Origin of the sequence: Hydrogenophaga sp. UC242_50, assembly GCF_042697355.1 — a bacterium.
GTDB lineage: Bacteria > Pseudomonadota > Gammaproteobacteria > Burkholderiales > Burkholderiaceae_C > Hydrogenophaga.
Genome location: NZ_CP170553.1, coordinates 4,151,225 through 4,165,025, shown reverse-complemented (window position 1 = coordinate 4,165,025; position 13,801 = coordinate 4,151,225). Strand labels below are relative to the sequence as shown.

At 68.6% G+C, this 13,801-nt stretch carries 17 protein-coding genes; 2 read left to right on the top strand and 15 right to left on the bottom strand.

Features of this window, described 5'->3' with window-relative positions; all coding sequences use genetic code 11:
* Positions 1 to 2: 2 nt before the first annotated feature.
* The 3 genes from xth to ACFJGX_RS21215 all read right to left on the bottom strand — a co-directional run bounded on the left by xth (position 3) and on the right by ACFJGX_RS21215 (position 2,651).
* The gene (xth, locus tag ACFJGX_RS21225) at positions 3 to 779 is read right to left on the bottom strand and encodes an exodeoxyribonuclease III (RefSeq protein WP_382323931.1); all 777 of its coding nucleotides are present in this window, start codon (positions 777 to 779) and stop codon (positions 3 to 5) included.
* A gap of 102 nt (positions 780 to 881) precedes the next feature.
* Positions 882 to 1,199, bottom strand: a complete 318-nt coding sequence (locus tag ACFJGX_RS21220; RefSeq protein WP_382323932.1) for a tetratricopeptide repeat protein — start codon at positions 1,197 to 1,199, stop codon at positions 882 to 884.
* A 9-nt stretch (positions 1,200 to 1,208) separates the two neighbouring features.
* Positions 1,209 to 2,651 (bottom strand): MFS transporter, encoded by a 1,443-nt coding sequence (locus ACFJGX_RS21215; RefSeq protein ID WP_382323933.1) that lies wholly within the window; start codon positions 2,649 to 2,651, stop codon positions 1,209 to 1,211.
* 142 nt (positions 2,652 to 2,793) lie between these two features.
* On the opposite strand from ACFJGX_RS21215, the gene ACFJGX_RS21210 reads away from it, so the two are divergent.
* A complete protein-coding gene (locus ACFJGX_RS21210; RefSeq protein WP_382323934.1) occupies positions 2,794 to 3,453 on the top strand; it encodes a helix-turn-helix transcriptional regulator in 660 nt (219 codons plus the stop codon).
* Here the strand turns inward: ACFJGX_RS21210 and ACFJGX_RS21205 are convergent.
* From ACFJGX_RS21205 to ACFJGX_RS21195, 3 genes are read right to left on the bottom strand one after another with little or no spacing between them, the layout of a single operon-like run.
* The gene (locus ACFJGX_RS21205) at positions 3,429 to 3,938 is read right to left on the bottom strand and encodes a dihydrofolate reductase (protein WP_382323935.1); all 510 of its coding nucleotides are present in this window, start codon (positions 3,936 to 3,938) and stop codon (positions 3,429 to 3,431) included. The genes ACFJGX_RS21210 and ACFJGX_RS21205 overlap by 25 nt on opposite strands.
* A 4-nt stretch (positions 3,939 to 3,942) precedes the next feature.
* Positions 3,943 to 4,836, bottom strand: coding sequence for a DMT family transporter (locus ACFJGX_RS21200; protein WP_382326998.1), 894 nt, complete (start codon positions 4,834 to 4,836; stop codon positions 3,943 to 3,945).
* Between the two features lie 22 nt (positions 4,837 to 4,858).
* On the bottom strand, positions 4,859 to 5,671 hold the full coding sequence (locus ACFJGX_RS21195) for a thymidylate synthase (RefSeq protein WP_382159065.1): 813 nt from the start codon (positions 5,669 to 5,671) through the stop codon (positions 4,859 to 4,861).
* Positions 5,672 to 5,758: 87 nt separating this feature from the next.
* On the opposite strand from ACFJGX_RS21195, the gene ACFJGX_RS21190 reads away from it, so the two are divergent.
* Entirely contained in the window at positions 5,759 to 6,337 is a 579-nt protein-coding gene (locus ACFJGX_RS21190) for a LuxR C-terminal-related transcriptional regulator (protein WP_382323937.1), read from the top strand.
* A 22-nt stretch (positions 6,338 to 6,359) separates the two neighbouring features.
* Here ACFJGX_RS21190 and ACFJGX_RS21185 read toward each other — a convergent pair whose 3' ends face one another.
* From ACFJGX_RS21185 to ACFJGX_RS21145, 9 genes are read right to left on the bottom strand one after another with little or no spacing between them, the layout of a single operon-like run.
* A complete protein-coding gene (locus ACFJGX_RS21185) occupies positions 6,360 to 6,890 on the bottom strand; it encodes a cupin domain-containing protein (RefSeq protein WP_382159062.1) in 531 nt (176 codons plus the stop codon).
* A 33-nt stretch (positions 6,891 to 6,923) separates the two neighbouring features.
* Positions 6,924 to 7,931, bottom strand: coding sequence for an MBL fold metallo-hydrolase (locus ACFJGX_RS21180; protein ID WP_382159061.1), 1,008 nt, complete (start codon positions 7,929 to 7,931; stop codon positions 6,924 to 6,926).
* Between the two features lie 37 nt (positions 7,932 to 7,968).
* Complete coding sequence (locus ACFJGX_RS21175) at positions 7,969 to 8,733, bottom strand: ABC transporter permease (RefSeq protein ID WP_382323938.1); 765 nt, start codon at positions 8,731 to 8,733, stop codon at positions 7,969 to 7,971.
* Positions 8,730 to 9,506: an ABC transporter permease gene (locus ACFJGX_RS21170; protein ID WP_382323939.1), complete on the bottom strand. Its 777-nt coding sequence runs from the start codon at positions 9,504 to 9,506 to the stop codon at positions 8,730 to 8,732. The genes ACFJGX_RS21175 and ACFJGX_RS21170 overlap by 4 nt, the downstream gene beginning before the upstream one ends.
* Position 9,507: 1 nt before the next feature.
* Positions 9,508 to 10,278: an ABC transporter ATP-binding protein gene (locus tag ACFJGX_RS21165; RefSeq protein WP_382159056.1), complete on the bottom strand. Its 771-nt coding sequence runs from the start codon at positions 10,276 to 10,278 to the stop codon at positions 9,508 to 9,510.
* Between the two features lie 5 nt (positions 10,279 to 10,283).
* On the bottom strand, positions 10,284 to 10,850 hold the full coding sequence (locus tag ACFJGX_RS21160) for an ABC transporter substrate-binding protein (RefSeq protein WP_382325557.1): 567 nt from the start codon (positions 10,848 to 10,850) through the stop codon (positions 10,284 to 10,286).
* On the bottom strand, positions 10,747 to 11,232 hold the full coding sequence (locus tag ACFJGX_RS21155; RefSeq protein WP_382326996.1) for an ABC transporter substrate-binding protein: 486 nt from the start codon (positions 11,230 to 11,232) through the stop codon (positions 10,747 to 10,749). The genes ACFJGX_RS21160 and ACFJGX_RS21155 overlap by 104 nt, the downstream gene beginning before the upstream one ends.
* 35 nt (positions 11,233 to 11,267) lie before the next feature.
* Positions 11,268 to 12,215 (bottom strand): fumarylacetoacetate hydrolase family protein, encoded by a 948-nt coding sequence (locus tag ACFJGX_RS21150; RefSeq protein WP_382326994.1) that lies wholly within the window; start codon positions 12,213 to 12,215, stop codon positions 11,268 to 11,270.
* Positions 12,212 to 13,744: a class I adenylate-forming enzyme family protein gene (locus ACFJGX_RS21145; protein ID WP_382326992.1), complete on the bottom strand. Its 1,533-nt coding sequence runs from the start codon at positions 13,742 to 13,744 to the stop codon at positions 12,212 to 12,214. Before ACFJGX_RS21145 ends, ACFJGX_RS21150 begins: the two co-directional genes overlap by 4 nt.
* Positions 13,745 to 13,801: the final 57 nt, after the last annotated feature.

Below are 13,801 nucleotides of genomic sequence, written 5' to 3'. Positions count from 1 at the left end.
GCTCAGCCCAGCGTGACCACCACCGGTGCGTGGTCGCTGGGCTGCGGGTTCTTGCGCGGCAGGCGGTCGATGTGGCAGGCCGCCACGCGGCCGCGCAGCGCCTCGCTCACCAGAATGTGGTCGATGCGCAGCCCCCGGTTCTTCTGGAAGCCCAGCATGCGGTAGTCCCACCACGAGTAGCTTTTCTCCGGTTGCTCGAACAGGCGGTAGGCGTCCGTCAATCCCAGGTCGAGCAAGGCCTGGAAATGCGCGCGCTCTTCGACCGTGTGGTGGATGGTGTCTTTCAGGCCGACGGGGTCGAACGAGTCGCGGTCTTCCGGCGCCACGTTGAAATCACCCAGCAGCACGAGGCGCTGGTGCACCTTCAGTTCTTCCTGCAGCCAGCGGTGCAGCGCCTCCAGCCAGAGCATCTTGTAGGCGAACTTGTCGGTGCCCGGTGCCTGGCCGTTGACGAAATAGCAGTTGACCAGGCGCAGCGGGCCTTCGGGCGTGTCCAGCGTCGCGGCGATCACACGCGACTGGTCGTCGGTGTGCCGGGGGATGTTGCGCACGATGTTGGTGACGGGGTTGCGGCTCAGGATCGCCACGCCGTTGTAGGTCTTCTGGCCGAAGACAGCGGCGTGGTAGCCGGCTTCCTTGAGCGCGTCGTGCGGGAACTTCTCGTCCACGAGTTTGAGTTCCTGCAGGCCCAGCGCGTCGACGGGATTGGCGGCCAGCCAGTCGAGCACCTGAGGCAGGCGCACGGAGAGGGAGTTGATGTTCCAGGTGGCGAGTTTCATGGTGGACCCATCGTGGTGGTTGATCAGCGTGTTGGTGCATGCCAGCCATGCGGCCGGAAGTGCCAAGTATGCGATGAACCGCGGCCCGACCGGGCGAGCCCGTCACCCCGGTGTGGGCCGCCGCAGGCGCTTGAGGAAGACCGTCATTTCCTTGACCGACTGGTGGTCGCCTTGCTGTTCGGCCACCACCAGGCCCTGGGTCCAGGCCGCTTCGGCCGCGTCCAGGCGGTCGAGCCGGCGGAGCGCCACACCGAGCAGTTTCCAGGCGGCCGAGTGGCGCGGGTTCTGCGCCGTCGCCTGCGTCAGATGCAGCGCCGCGGCTTCGGCGTCCTCGTCCTTGAGGCAGGCCTGGCCCAGGCCGAAGCGCAACAGGGCGTTGTCACGGCCCTCGGCCAGCATTTTCTCGAGCCGTTCGCGCATGGCGTCTCCTCATGGGTGGCTGCCCGGTGCGCGCGTGATGCGGCGGGCCAGCAGCGTCGCCAGGGCCGGCGCCAGGGCGAAGCTCGCGAACAGCCAGACCGCGGCGGCGCGCGCACCGGCCGGGCCGCCCGGGTCGCTGAGGCCCGCGGCGTTCGCCACCAGACCGGCCACCGCCGCGCCCACGGCCATGCCGTAGAGCTGGATGGTGGTGATGGCGGCCGACGCCATGCCGCCTTCCCCGGGGGGCGCGAGGTTCAGCACGCGGTTCAGCAGATGGGGCCAGCCGATGCCCACGCCGGCCCCGGCACCGGCCAGGGGCAGGCCGCAAAGCAGCAGGCGCGCGCCGGGGCTCAGGTCCGCGCCGACCGGTATCACCACCGCCAGGGCCAGCAGGCTGAGGGTGGTCAACAGCGGACCGACGCGCAGCAGCCGGGCGGCAGCGGCACCACCGCGCCCCGACGACAGCAAGGAGCCCGCGCTCCAGCCGGCCGCCATGGCCGCGGTGAGGTAACCCGCCGCCAGCGGCGTGTAGCCGTGCAGCACCTGCAGGAAGTAGGGCACGTAGATCTCGGTCGTCATGCCCACCAGCAGCAGCGCCACGATGGCGTACACCGAGCCCAGCGGCGAGCCCAGTGCCGTCGCCCCCGAAGGCAGCAGGCGCACCGCCGCCTGGCGGTCCACCGCGACGGCGGCGGCGCCCAGGGCCAGGCCACCGGCCACACCCAGGCCTTGCCACAGCAACTGCGGCGACAGGCTTCCCGCCGCGATCAGCAGCACCGAGCCGGCGAGAAGCCCCACCTGCACCAACGGCACCTCTGGTTTTTGCCCACGGCTCGGTGCGGCGCCGGGCGCGGGGCGCAGCTGCACCATCACCACCAGCGCCTGCAGCAGCGAGATCGGCAGCAGGATCCAGAACGCCGAGCGCCAGTGGCCGGCCTCGGCGAACAGCCCGCCCGCCGCCGGGCCGCACAGCGTGGCGATGCCCCACATGCCGGAGACCAGGGCCACCGCGCGCAACCACAGGGCCGGCTCGAACACCACGCGGATGAGGGCGTAGCTCAGGGCCGCCAGGGTGCCGCCGCCCAGGCCCTGCACGCTGCGGCCGATCAGCATCCCGCCCATGGAGCCGGCGCTGGCGCACACGGCCGAGCCGAGGGCGAACAGGCCCAGCGCCGCGAGGCAGGCGCCGCGGGGCCCGAGCGAGGACAGCACGCGCACCGAGAGTGCGGCGCCGATGATGGAGGCCACCACGAACAAGGTGGTGTTCCAGGCGTACCAGTCCAGTCCGCCGATGTCCTGCACCACGGAAGGCAGCACAGTGGTAACGATGTGCACGTTGATGGCGTGCAGGGCCACGCCACCGGTCAGGGCCAGTGCGAGCCAGCCGTTCTTGCCCTTGAGCAGATCGCCCCAGGAAGCCGTTGCGGGTAAAGGGGCGGTCAGGGAAGACATGCGTGATTCTCGACAGTGCGCGGTGGCGCGGTGGCGCGGTGGCGCGGTGGCGCGGTGGCGCGGTGGCGCGGTGGCGCGGTGGCGCGGTGGCGCGGTGGCGCGGTTATTATCCAAGTGATTGTTTGCATATTAGGATTGCGCCATGGTTTATGCAAGTAAAGACCTGGATATTCCGGGTGCATCGCCGACGGCGGATCGCCTTCTGTTCCTCATCAAGTCCAGGGGGCCGACCTCTACCGCCCGGCTGGCGCAGGCGCTGGGCCTGACGCCCGAAGCGGCGCGCCAGCAGGTGCAGAAACTGGTCGCGGCGGGCGTGCTCGAGGGCGTGCAGGAAGCTGCGGTCGGCGTCGGTCGGCCCCGGCAGAACTGGGCGCTGACCGAGGCCGGGCATCGTCGTTTTCCCGACACCCATGCGCAGCTGACGGTGCAGTTGATCGGCTCGGTGCGGCAGCTGTTTGGCGAGCAGGGCCTGGAGCGGCTGATCTCGCAACGCGAAGCCGATGCCCGCACGCTGTATCGGCAGCGCTGCAACGGCAAGACCATGGCGAAGCGCCTGGAGCAGCTCGCGGTGGTGCGCAGCGAAGAGGGCTACATGGCGCGCGTCGAGCGCGATGGCAAGGACTGGCTGCTGATCGAGGACCACTGCCCGATCTGCGCCGCGGCGCGCAGTTGCCAGGGCTTCTGCCGCTCGGAGCTGCTGCTGTTCCAGGACATCATCGGCGGCGACGGCCGCGTCACGCGCGAGCAGCACGTGCTCGCGGGGGCATCGCGCTGCGTCTACCGCGTCGTGGCCCGGGTGTAGCTGACGAACGCGAAGGGCAGGCCGTTGGCGGCCGTGTGGGTTTCGCGCGCGGTCTCCTGCCATTCGGGGCCGAACACGGGTGCGTGCGCATCGCCCTCGAAATCGCGTGCGATCTCGGTGACCACGGCGGTGTCGGCCAGCGGCAGGGCGGTGGCGTAGATCTGTGCGCCGCCGATCACCCAGGCGTCCGAGCCTGCGGGGCACAGCGACACGGCTTCGGGCAGCGAGTTCGCCCGGGCAGCGCCTTCGGCCTGCCAGGCGGTGTCGCGCGTGACGACGATGTTGAGTCGGCCCGGCAGCGGGCGGAATTTGGGTGGCAGCGAATCCCAGGTCTTGCGGCCCATGATCACGGGGTGGCCGAGCGTGGTGCGCTTGAAGTGCGCCATGTCCTCCGGCAGGTGCCAGGGCAGGGCGTTGTCCTTGCCGATCACGCCATTGGCGGCGCGCGCGAAGATGAGGTGCAATCGGGTGGTGGGCTGGGGCATGCGCCTATTGTGCCGCCGGCAGAGCAGGCCGGGCTGGCCAGAGCACACTGGCGATGGCCATCATCACGAAGCCGATGGCGACCCAGTCCTGCCAGTGCGGCACCTCGCCCACGATGAAGGTCGCGCTCAGCGTGCCCACCAGCGGGATCGCCATCACGCTCATGGCGCTGGTGGCCGGCGGCAGGTTGCGCGCCATGCCGAACCAGATCAACTGCGCCACACCGTAGTTGATGCACACGCCATACAGCAGGCTGATCCACATCGGCACCGAAAAGCCCGCCAGCCGGGGCACCGGTTCCAGCGCGAGGGCCAGCGCCCCCACCACACCGCTGCCCAGCAGCAGCATCCAGACCGTGACCACCATGGGCGAGAGCGTGAGGTGGGCGCGGCGGAACTGCAGCGTGCCCACGCCCCAGCAGAAGGCGGCGCCCAGCATCCACGCGATGCCGGTGGGCCGGCCGCTCAGGCTTTGCAGCTCGTGCCACAGCAGCAGCGCGATGGCGATGCCCGCGCACACCACGGCCGTGCGCACGCGCGGCGTGATGCGCTCGCCGAAGAAGGCCGCGCCGATCAGCACCGTGAAGATCGGCATGGTGAAGCCCAGGATGGCCGCGCGGCCGGAGGCGAGTTCCTGCACGCCGAAGATCGAGAGCGTGTGCCAGCCCAGCACGTTGGGCAGGCCGAGCCAGGCGATGGCGGCCCATTCGGCGCGCGTGGGGCGCATGCGCTCGCCCCGGCGGGCGACGTAGATGAACAGGCCGAGCGCGCCCAGCATCATGGTGCTGGCGCGGAAATACAGCGGCGTGAGCTCCTGCAGCGAGAGCTTCATCATGGGCCAGTTCACGCCCCACATGAGCGTGAGGGCGAGCAGCGCCCAGAGCTGGCGGCGGGTGATCACGTGGTCCGCGGCGGGCGCGGGCTCAGACCGCCACCGGCGCCTTGATGGCGGGATGGTGCTGGTAGTCGAGGATCTCGAAGTCGTCGAGCTCGTAGTCGAAGATCGATGCGGGGCGGCGCTTGATGCGCAGCGTGGGGTAGGGGTGCGGGGCGCGCGCGAGCTGCGTCTGCACCTGCTCGTGGTGGTTGCTGTAGATGTGGCAGTCGCCGCCGGTCCAGATGAATTCGCCCACTTCCAGGTCGCACTGCTGCGCCAGCATGTGGGTGAGCAGCGCGTAGCTGGCGATGTTGAACGGCACGCCCAGGAAAATGTCGGCGCTGCGCTGGTAGAGCTGGCAGCTCAGCTTGCCGTCGGCCACGTAGAACTGGAAGAACGCGTGGCAGGGCATCAGGGCCATCTTGTCGAGGTCGGCCACGTTCCAGGCGCTCACGATGATGCGGCGCGAGTCGGGGTTGGTCTTGAGCTGCTTGACCACCTCGCTGATCTGGTCGATGTGGCGCCCGTCCGGCGCCGGCCAGTTGCGCCACTGCACGCCGTACACCGGTCCGAGGTCGCCGTCTTCGCGCGCCCACTCGTCCCAGATCGTGCAGCCGCGCTCCTGCAGCCACTTCACGTTGCTGTCCCCGCGCAGGAACCACAGCAGCTCGACGATGATGGCCTTGGTGAACACCTTCTTGGTGGTCACGAGGGGAAAACCTTCGTTGAGATCGAAGCGCATCTGGTGGCCGAACACGCTGGTGGTGCCGGTGCCGGTGCGATCGGTTTTCTGCACGCCCGTGGTGAACACGTGGCGCATGAAATCTTCGTACTGTGAGCGGATGGGGCGGTCGGTCATGGACGGAATTGTGCCTGTTTCGGCCCGGCCCCGAGGCGGCGGCGCGCCGAACCCCTGCGCCATAATGGCCCATCACCCCGACGCCCGATGACGCCCAAGACCCTGTCTGAATCCATCGCCGAGCCCGAAATGATTTTCGAGCTCGCGCCGGTCGGTCTGATGGTGACCCGCCAGCGCATCATCGAGCGCTGCAACCGGGCCATGTCGGAGATGTTCGGTTACCCGGTGAGCGCCCTGGTCGGGCAATCCACCGAGATGCTGTATCCCTCGCACGAGGAGTTCGAGCACATCGGCGAGACCTGGGTGGTCAGCATGCGGCAGAACGGCAACCACCGGGATCAGCGCATCATGCGGCACGCCAACGGGCGCATGTTCTGGTGCGCGGTGTCGGGGCGGTCCTTCACGCCGGAATCGCCCTTCGCGTCGGTGATCTGGGTGTTCGACGACATCAGCGAAGCCCGCCCGGTGAACGCGCCGCTCACCGCGCGCGAACGCGAGATCGCGGCCCGGGTCATCACCGGCCTGACCAGCAAGCAGATCGCCAAGGACCTCAACGTCAGCCACCGCACGGTGGAGGCGCACCGCATGCGCCTGATGCGCAAGCTGGACGTGAACTCCACCGGCGAGCTGATCGCGCGCATCCTGGGCATGCCGCCCTCGCCCTGAGCGGGCGGGAGGCGGGCGTTGCTCAGGCGTGCGGCGTGGCGCCGATCAGGATGGCCGCCACGATGCAGGGCTCGGTGCCGCGCACGCTCCACGAATGCATGGTCCCGCGCTGGACCAGGATGTCCCCGGCCTTGAGCAGCGTTTCGCCCGTGTCCAGGATGGCGTAGATCTCGCCCTTGAGCACCACGATGTAGTCGATGGTGCTGGTCTTGTGCCGCATCGGGTCGTCCGAATGGGCGTCGGGCGCGTGCCCCGCACCGATGGACTCGAAGGCCTTGGCCGCGTCGGCGCCCTGCCACATGGTGTCGGGCGGAAACTCCACGATGCGCAGGATGCTGCCCACCTGCGGCGGCTCCAGCTTGACCGGGCGCGCAGCGGCGTCCGCCGTGCCGGTGTTGTCGGCCGGAGCGGTGGTGGTCTCCCACAGGTCGGTCAAGGCCACGCCCGGCATGGACGCCATTTCCTTGATGTTGGGCGCGAGGCCATCCATGATGAAGGTCGAGCGACCCTGGGCGTCGTGCCCGGTCACGACGCGGCGGATTCTCCAGGCCATGTGTGTGTCTCCTTGAGGTGGTCTGAGGGGTGTTCAGTGGTTGGCGTGGTTGCAGTTGGGACCGCAGCCGATCACGTTGCCGTGCAGCTTGCGCTGGCGCTCTTCGTAGTGCGCCATCAGGCCGAACAGCTTCACGGTGTCCGGCGGCGAGGTGTCGCCGCTGAACTCCTGGTACAGGTTGTTGACGGTGACGTAGATGCGTTCGGCGTCGGTCCACGAGTTGAACTCGCGCAGCGAGATGTCGTCCACCGCCTGCTCGAGCGTCATGCCCTGGTCGTAGCGCTTGCGCGCCTCGGCCTTGACGTACTCCAGGTAGTGCTTGAGCGCGCGCACGCCCGTCTTGTCGGTGATCGGGCCATGGCCGGGCACCACCACGTCCACGTCCCAGCCGAGCATGAGGTCGCAGGCGCGGATCCAGTTGTCCACCGGGCCCGCCCAGACGATGGGGTGGCCGCCGTTGAACAGGATGTCGCCGGTGTAGACGATCTTGTCTTCGGGGATGTAGGCGAGCACGTCGCCCTTGGTGTGGGCCGGTCCGACTTCGACCAGCTTCACGGTCTTGTTGCCCACCTTGAGGTCGATCTCGCCGCTGAAGGTCTTGGTGGGCGGGGTGTAGACGATGCCGCGGAAATCGAACACGCGGCCCATGGCTTTCATGAGGAATTCGCCGCCGTCGCCCAGTTCCTTGTAGTTGCGGAAGCGGTCGATCAGGGCCTGGGGCGGGTGCGCGAGCATCTCGTCGGCGCAGGCCTGCGAGACGATGATCTCCGAGTCGGCCACCAGCTGGTTGCCGAAGTAGTGGTCGCCGTTGGCGTGGGTGTTGACCACCTGCGCGATCTCCTTGGCCTCGGGCACCGCGTTGCGCATGGCGTGCAGCATCTCGCGCGTGAGCTTGAGGTCGAACAGGGTGTCCACCAGCAGCGACTCGCCGCTGTCGGTCACCAGGCCGGCGTTGCTCCAGCCCCAGGTGCCGTCGGGCAGCAGCCACGCGTAGTTGCCATTGCCGATGTCGTGCAGTCCCTTGGTGTATTGCCATTTCATGGGTTGTCTCCTGTGGTTGAGGTGGGGGATGCCGGGTTCAGGGCGTGCGCCAGCGCAGCAGGTGCTGTTCGGCGCGTTGAAGCAGGATGTTGGACACGTAGCCGACCGCGCCGAGCACGATGATCCCGGCGTACAGGTCGGCGCTGCGGAAGGAGCGCGCGGCCAGCGTGATGTTCTGGCCCAGGCCGATGGTGCCGGCCAGCATCTCGGCCACCACCGCGAGGATGAGCGAGACCGTCAGCGCCAGCCGCAGGCCGGCGAAGATGTCGGGCAGCGCGTTGGGCAGGGCGATCTTCCAGACCATCTCCAACCGCGAGAGATGCAGGATGCGCGCCACCTCCAGCAGCCGGGGCTCGATGGTCTTGAAGCCGTGCACCGTGTTGAGCAGCACCGGCCAGAGCGAGGAGAACGCGATCGCCGTCACGATCATGCGGTCGTTCAGGCCGATCAGCAGCACGAAGACCGGGATCATGGCCGAGGCGGGCAGCGGGCGGATCAACTCCAGCGTGGGCTCCACATAGGCGCGCAGCCGGGGCGAGAGGCCGATCGCCGCGCCCAGCGCGACGCCCGCGACCGAGGCGGTCACGAAGCCCAGCACCATGCGCCGCAGGGTTTCGCGAAACGCGAGCCAGAAGTCCGCCGTGCCCATCTGGTCCCAGAGCGACTCGAAGCTGCGCAGCGGGGCCGGAAAGAACACCGGCGACACCAGTTCCAGGTGCGCGGCGAGCTGCCACAGGCCGACCAGCGCGGCGAGCACGCCCAGGCTGGCGAACCACATCAGGACACCGTGTTGTTTTTTCATGCCGATTGCTCCGCCCAGTTGCCCATGCGCCCGAACCAGCGCTGCTGCGCGCGCAACAGCGAAGCGTTGAGCGCCCAGCCGATCAGGCCGATCCAGCCGATGAAGGCGAACACGCGATCGGGCCGCATGCTCTCCTGCGCGACGATGAGCGCATAGCCCAGGCCCATCGGGTTGGCCGTGATCTCCACCGTGACCGCCACCACCAGCGACACCGCGGCCGCCAGCCGCAGGCCGACGAAGATGCGCGGCAGCGCCGCCGGCAGCACGATCTTGGTCACGCGCTCGCGCAGGCTGAAGTTGAGCATGTGCGCCACCTCCAGCAGGCGCGGCTCGATGCCGCGCACCGCGCTTTCGGTGATGATCAGCAGCGGCCAGAAACACGAGAAGGCCACGATGCTGCTCTCCATCTGGAAGCCGTAGCCGTGGATCAGCAGCGCCAGGGGAATCAGCGCCACCGAGGGAATGGGCCGCAGCGCCTCGGTGGACACCCGCATCAGCTGCGACAGGTGGCGCGAGAGGCCGAAGGCCACACCGACCAGGATGCCCGCCGTGGCCCCCACGACCAGCCCGCCGACCGCGCCGCCGAAGGTCTCCAGCGCGGCCTTGAACAGGCTGCCGTCGGCGACCACGCCCACCGCCGCGCGGAAGATCGCGATCGGGGACGACAGGCTCTCGGCCTTGAGCAGCCCGGAGCGGGCCGCGAACTCCCAGAAGATCAGGACCGCCGCCGGGAACAGCACCCCCTTGAACACGCGCGCCATGGATGCATTCATCTCAGTGCCCCGGTGGCAGGAGGTTGAACAGGCGGTGGCGGTAGGCCAGGAAGCGCGCGTCCTCCCGCGTGGTGAGCTGGTTGCGTGGCCGCTCCAGCTCGATCGTCAGCGTCTCCGACAGCCGCCCCGGGTGCTTGTCCATGGAGATCACCCGGTCGCCCAGGTAGATCGCCTCCTCCAGGTCGTGGGTGATGAACACCACCGTCACGCCGGCGTCGGCGCACAGGCGGGCCACCTCGTCCTGCAGGGTCTGGCGCGTCATCGCGTCGAGCGCGCCGAAGGGCTCGTCCATCAGCAGCACCTGCGGCGCCTGCGCCATGCAGCGAGCGATCTGCAGGCGCTGCTGCATGCCGCCGGAGAGCTGGATCGGGTAGGCGTCGGCCCGCTCGGCCAGGCCCACCCGTTCCAGCATGTCGCGGATGATGGGCGCGCGCTCGTCCTTGGGCACGCGGCGCGCCTCCAGCGCCAGCTCCACGTTGCCGGCCACGGTGCGCCAGGGCAGCAGGGCGCGCCCGTAGTCCTGGAACACCACCGCGAGCTCCGGGTCGGGCCCGTCGATCGCGCGGCCCCGGTACAGCACGCGGCCCTGGGTGGGGCTCAGCAGGCCGCCCATCAGGCGCAGCAGCGTGGTCTTGCCGCAGCCCGAGGCACCGACGATGCAGACGAACTCCTTCTCATGCACCGTGAGCGAGATGTCGTTCAGGATGTTGAGGGAACCCACGGTGAAGTCCAGCCCGGTGATGGACAGGACGGGATCGTTGGCTTGGCTCATGCGGCTCACTTGTAGATCAGCTTCGCCGGGTCGATCGGCTTCTTGAGCATGTCCTGGTCCATCATGATCTTGTTCCAGTTCTGCACCACCTCGGGCGTGATGACCGGGCGGAACTTGGGGTCGGGGAACTTGGCCTGCACTTCGGGCGGGAAGGGGATGTAGACCAGGTTGGCCTTGCGCACCACGCCCGGGTCTTTCAAGGCCATGGCCGAGGCTTCCTCGATGGCGGCGCGGAAGGCGGCGACCTGCTTGGGGTTGGCGTCGGCCCACTTGCGGCTGGCGACGTGCCAGCCCGACTGCACCTCGCCATCCAGCGCGGCGATGTAGTAGGCGACCACGCGGCCGGCCTTGGTTTCCTCGGCGCGCGAGAGGAAGGGCTGCACCGCGAGGATGCCGTCGACCTGGCCGTTGCGCAGCACGTCCACCGATTGCGCGAACGCGTTCTCGGTGAAGGTCACCTTCTTGTAGTCACCGCCGTTCTCGGCCATCCATTTGCGGAACAGCACGTGCAGGAAGGCGTTGAGGCCCGGGGTGGACACTCGCTTGCCCTCGAAGTCCTTGGCGGTCTTGATGGGGCTGTCGGGGCGGACCATGATCGCCAGCGTCTTCCATGCCCTTGGTGTAGTAGCCGCCGCCGGCCAGCACCACCAGGTCCAGGCCTTGCTCGACCGCCTGCATGGTGTTGGGCGCGGTCGGTGTGGCGATCTGCAGGCTGCCGGCCATCAGGGCCGCCGGCGTGGTGGCCGAGTTGGGCACCAGCTTCATCTCCACGTCCAGGCCATGTTTCTTGAAGAGGCCTTCGTTGGCCGCGACAAAGGCGTTGGCGAACGCGGTGGATGCCGAGAAACCGAACACGATCTTCTGGGCCCAGACGGGGGCCGCCGCCGCACTCAGCAGCGTCGCCACCGCCAGGGGGCGCACAAGGGAACGCAGGGTCGCGATAAAGGTGTGCATGGCTTGTCTCCAGATGGTTTTAGGGAAGAACGCGGTCACTGGCTTGCGTGACGGAACACCACACGGTTCTTCAGCACGCCGAGCTTCTGAATCTCCAGCTCGACGACATCGCCGTGTTTCAGGAAGCGGCCCAGTTCCAGTCCGCATCCGCTGCCGACCGTTCCCGAGCCGAAGAACTCGCCTGCGTGCAGCGTCTCGTCGCGCGAGGCGTGGACCAGCACGTCCTCGAAACGGTGGTGCATCTCGCCGCTGTTGCCACGCGACCATTCCTCGCCGTTGACGCGAGCGACCATGGTCAGGTCGTAGGGGTTGCCGACCTCGTCGGCCGTGACCAGCCAGGGGCCGAGCACGTTGCCGGTGTCGAAGTCCTTGCCCTTGGTGGGCCCGAGCGTGCCGCCCATCTCGCGCATCTGTTGGTCGCGCGCGCTCACGTCGTTGAAGATCAGGTAGCCGAAGATGTGCGAGCGCGCATCTTCCTTGCGGATGTTCTTGCCGCTCTTGCCCAGGATGGCGGCGAACTCGAGTTCGTAGTCCAGCATCTGGCAGTACGCGGGGTTGACGATGTCCGCGCCCGTGCCCACCACCGAGAAGCGGTTGCACTTGTAGTAGATCGGCTCCTCGTACCAGATCGGCGGAATCTCCACCTTGGCCGGGTCGCGCTCGCCGTCGGTGGCGCCGAACAGGTGGCGGTTCGCGCGCGCCTGGCGGAAGTGTTTCTCGAAGCACAGGAAGTCGCGCATCTGGCGCGGCTCGGGCAGTGGCGCGGCCAGCTTCACATCGGCCAGCGCGTGGGTGACGGCGGCTTTGTCCAGCAGTTGCCGGGCTTCCTTGAGCGCGGCCTCGCCGCCGTCGATCAGCGCGAGCATGTTGCGCATGGCGGGCGAGGTGGACGACGCGGTGAAGTCCACCAGGCGCTGCTCGCCCGCGAGCATGGCGCCGATGTGGCGTTGGCCGCCGGGCAGATCGAATGTGACCAGTTTCATGGGATGTGTCTCCTGTCGTTGGGGGAATCGCCCAGGTCCCGCAGAGCGGTCTTGAGCACCTTGCCGTAGCTGTTCTTGGGCAATTCGTCGAGCAGCAGGTACTGGCGCGGGCGCTTGAAGCGCGCGATGCTGGCGAGGCAGAGCGCATCGAGCTCGCCGGTGTCCAGCGTGTGGCCGGGGCGTGGCACCACGTAGGCCAGCACCTCCTCGCCCCACTCGCCATGCGGGCGGCCGACCACGGCCACCTCGCGGATGCCGGGATGGCGCAGCAGCACCTCCTCGACCTCGCGCGGGTAGATGTTGGAGCCGCCGCTGATGATCAGGTCCTTGGATCGGTCCTTGAGCGAGAGGAAGCCATCGGCATCGAGTTCGCCGATGTCGCCGGTGTGCAGCCAGCCGTCACGCAAGGTCTGGGCCGTGGCTGCCGTGTTGCCCCAGTAGCCTGGCATCACCGGGTCGCCGCGCACCAGGATCTCCCCGGTCTCGCCGCAGGGCAGCGCGGTGCCGTCCGGCTGCGCGATACGGATCTCCACGCTGCTCTGCGCCACGCCCACCGAAGCCATGCGCTGCGCATGGCGCGGATGGCCGAGATTGGCCAGGTGTTCGCGCGACAGCGCGGTGATCGCCATCGGGCACTCACCCTGGCCGTAGATCTGCACGAAGCGCGGCCCCATCACGGCGATGGCCTGCTGGATGTCGGCCGCGTACATGGGCCCGCCGCCATAGACGATGGTCTTGATGCCGTCGCCGTCCAGGCCGCGCGCGAGCGCGCTGTCGACCAGGCGCTTGACCATGGTGGGCGCCGCGAACATCGACACATCGCGCAGCTCGCGGGCCAGCGCGAGGATCTCGTCGGGGTCGAAACCGCCGGACTCGGGGATCACATGGCGCGCGCCGGCCAGCACGTGCGGGATGTTGTAGAGGCCGGCACCGTGCGACATGGGCGCCGCATAGAGGCTCGCGTCGCCCGGCCGCACGGTGTCCACGTCGGCGAAATAGCAGAGCGTCATCGAGAGCAGGTTGCGGTGCGTCTGCATCACCCCCTTGGGGCGCCCGGTCGTGCCCGAGGTGTAGAACAGCCAGGCGATGTCGTCGGGCGCGCGGTGCACCGGTGCCATCGCATCGCTGGCGAGCAGGGACAGGTATTCGGCGCCGTTCACGTCGATGGCGGCAGCCGGGCCGGGCTGCAGGTCCGCGCTCAGATCGGCCGAGGTGAACAGGGCCCGCGCGCCGCTGTCGGCCAGGATGTACTCGACTTCGCGCGCATGCAGCTTGTGGTTGATCGGCACCACCACCAGCCCGGCGGACCAGGCACCGTACAGCACCTCCAGGTACTGCGGGCAGTTGTGCAGCAGCAGGGCGACGCGCTCGCCGGGCCGCAGGCCCAGGTGCTGCGACAGGCCGGTGCCGAGCGCCCCGGCCCGGCGGGCCAGTTCGCGGTAGTCGCAGCACACGCGCGCACCCAGCAGCACGGCATCCCGGTCGGGGAAGGTTCGGGCCGAACGCACGAGCAACTGCGCGATGTTCATGAAACTTCGTCTCCTGTGACCATGCCCGGGTGCCGTGGCGCATGGCTTGTGATTCGA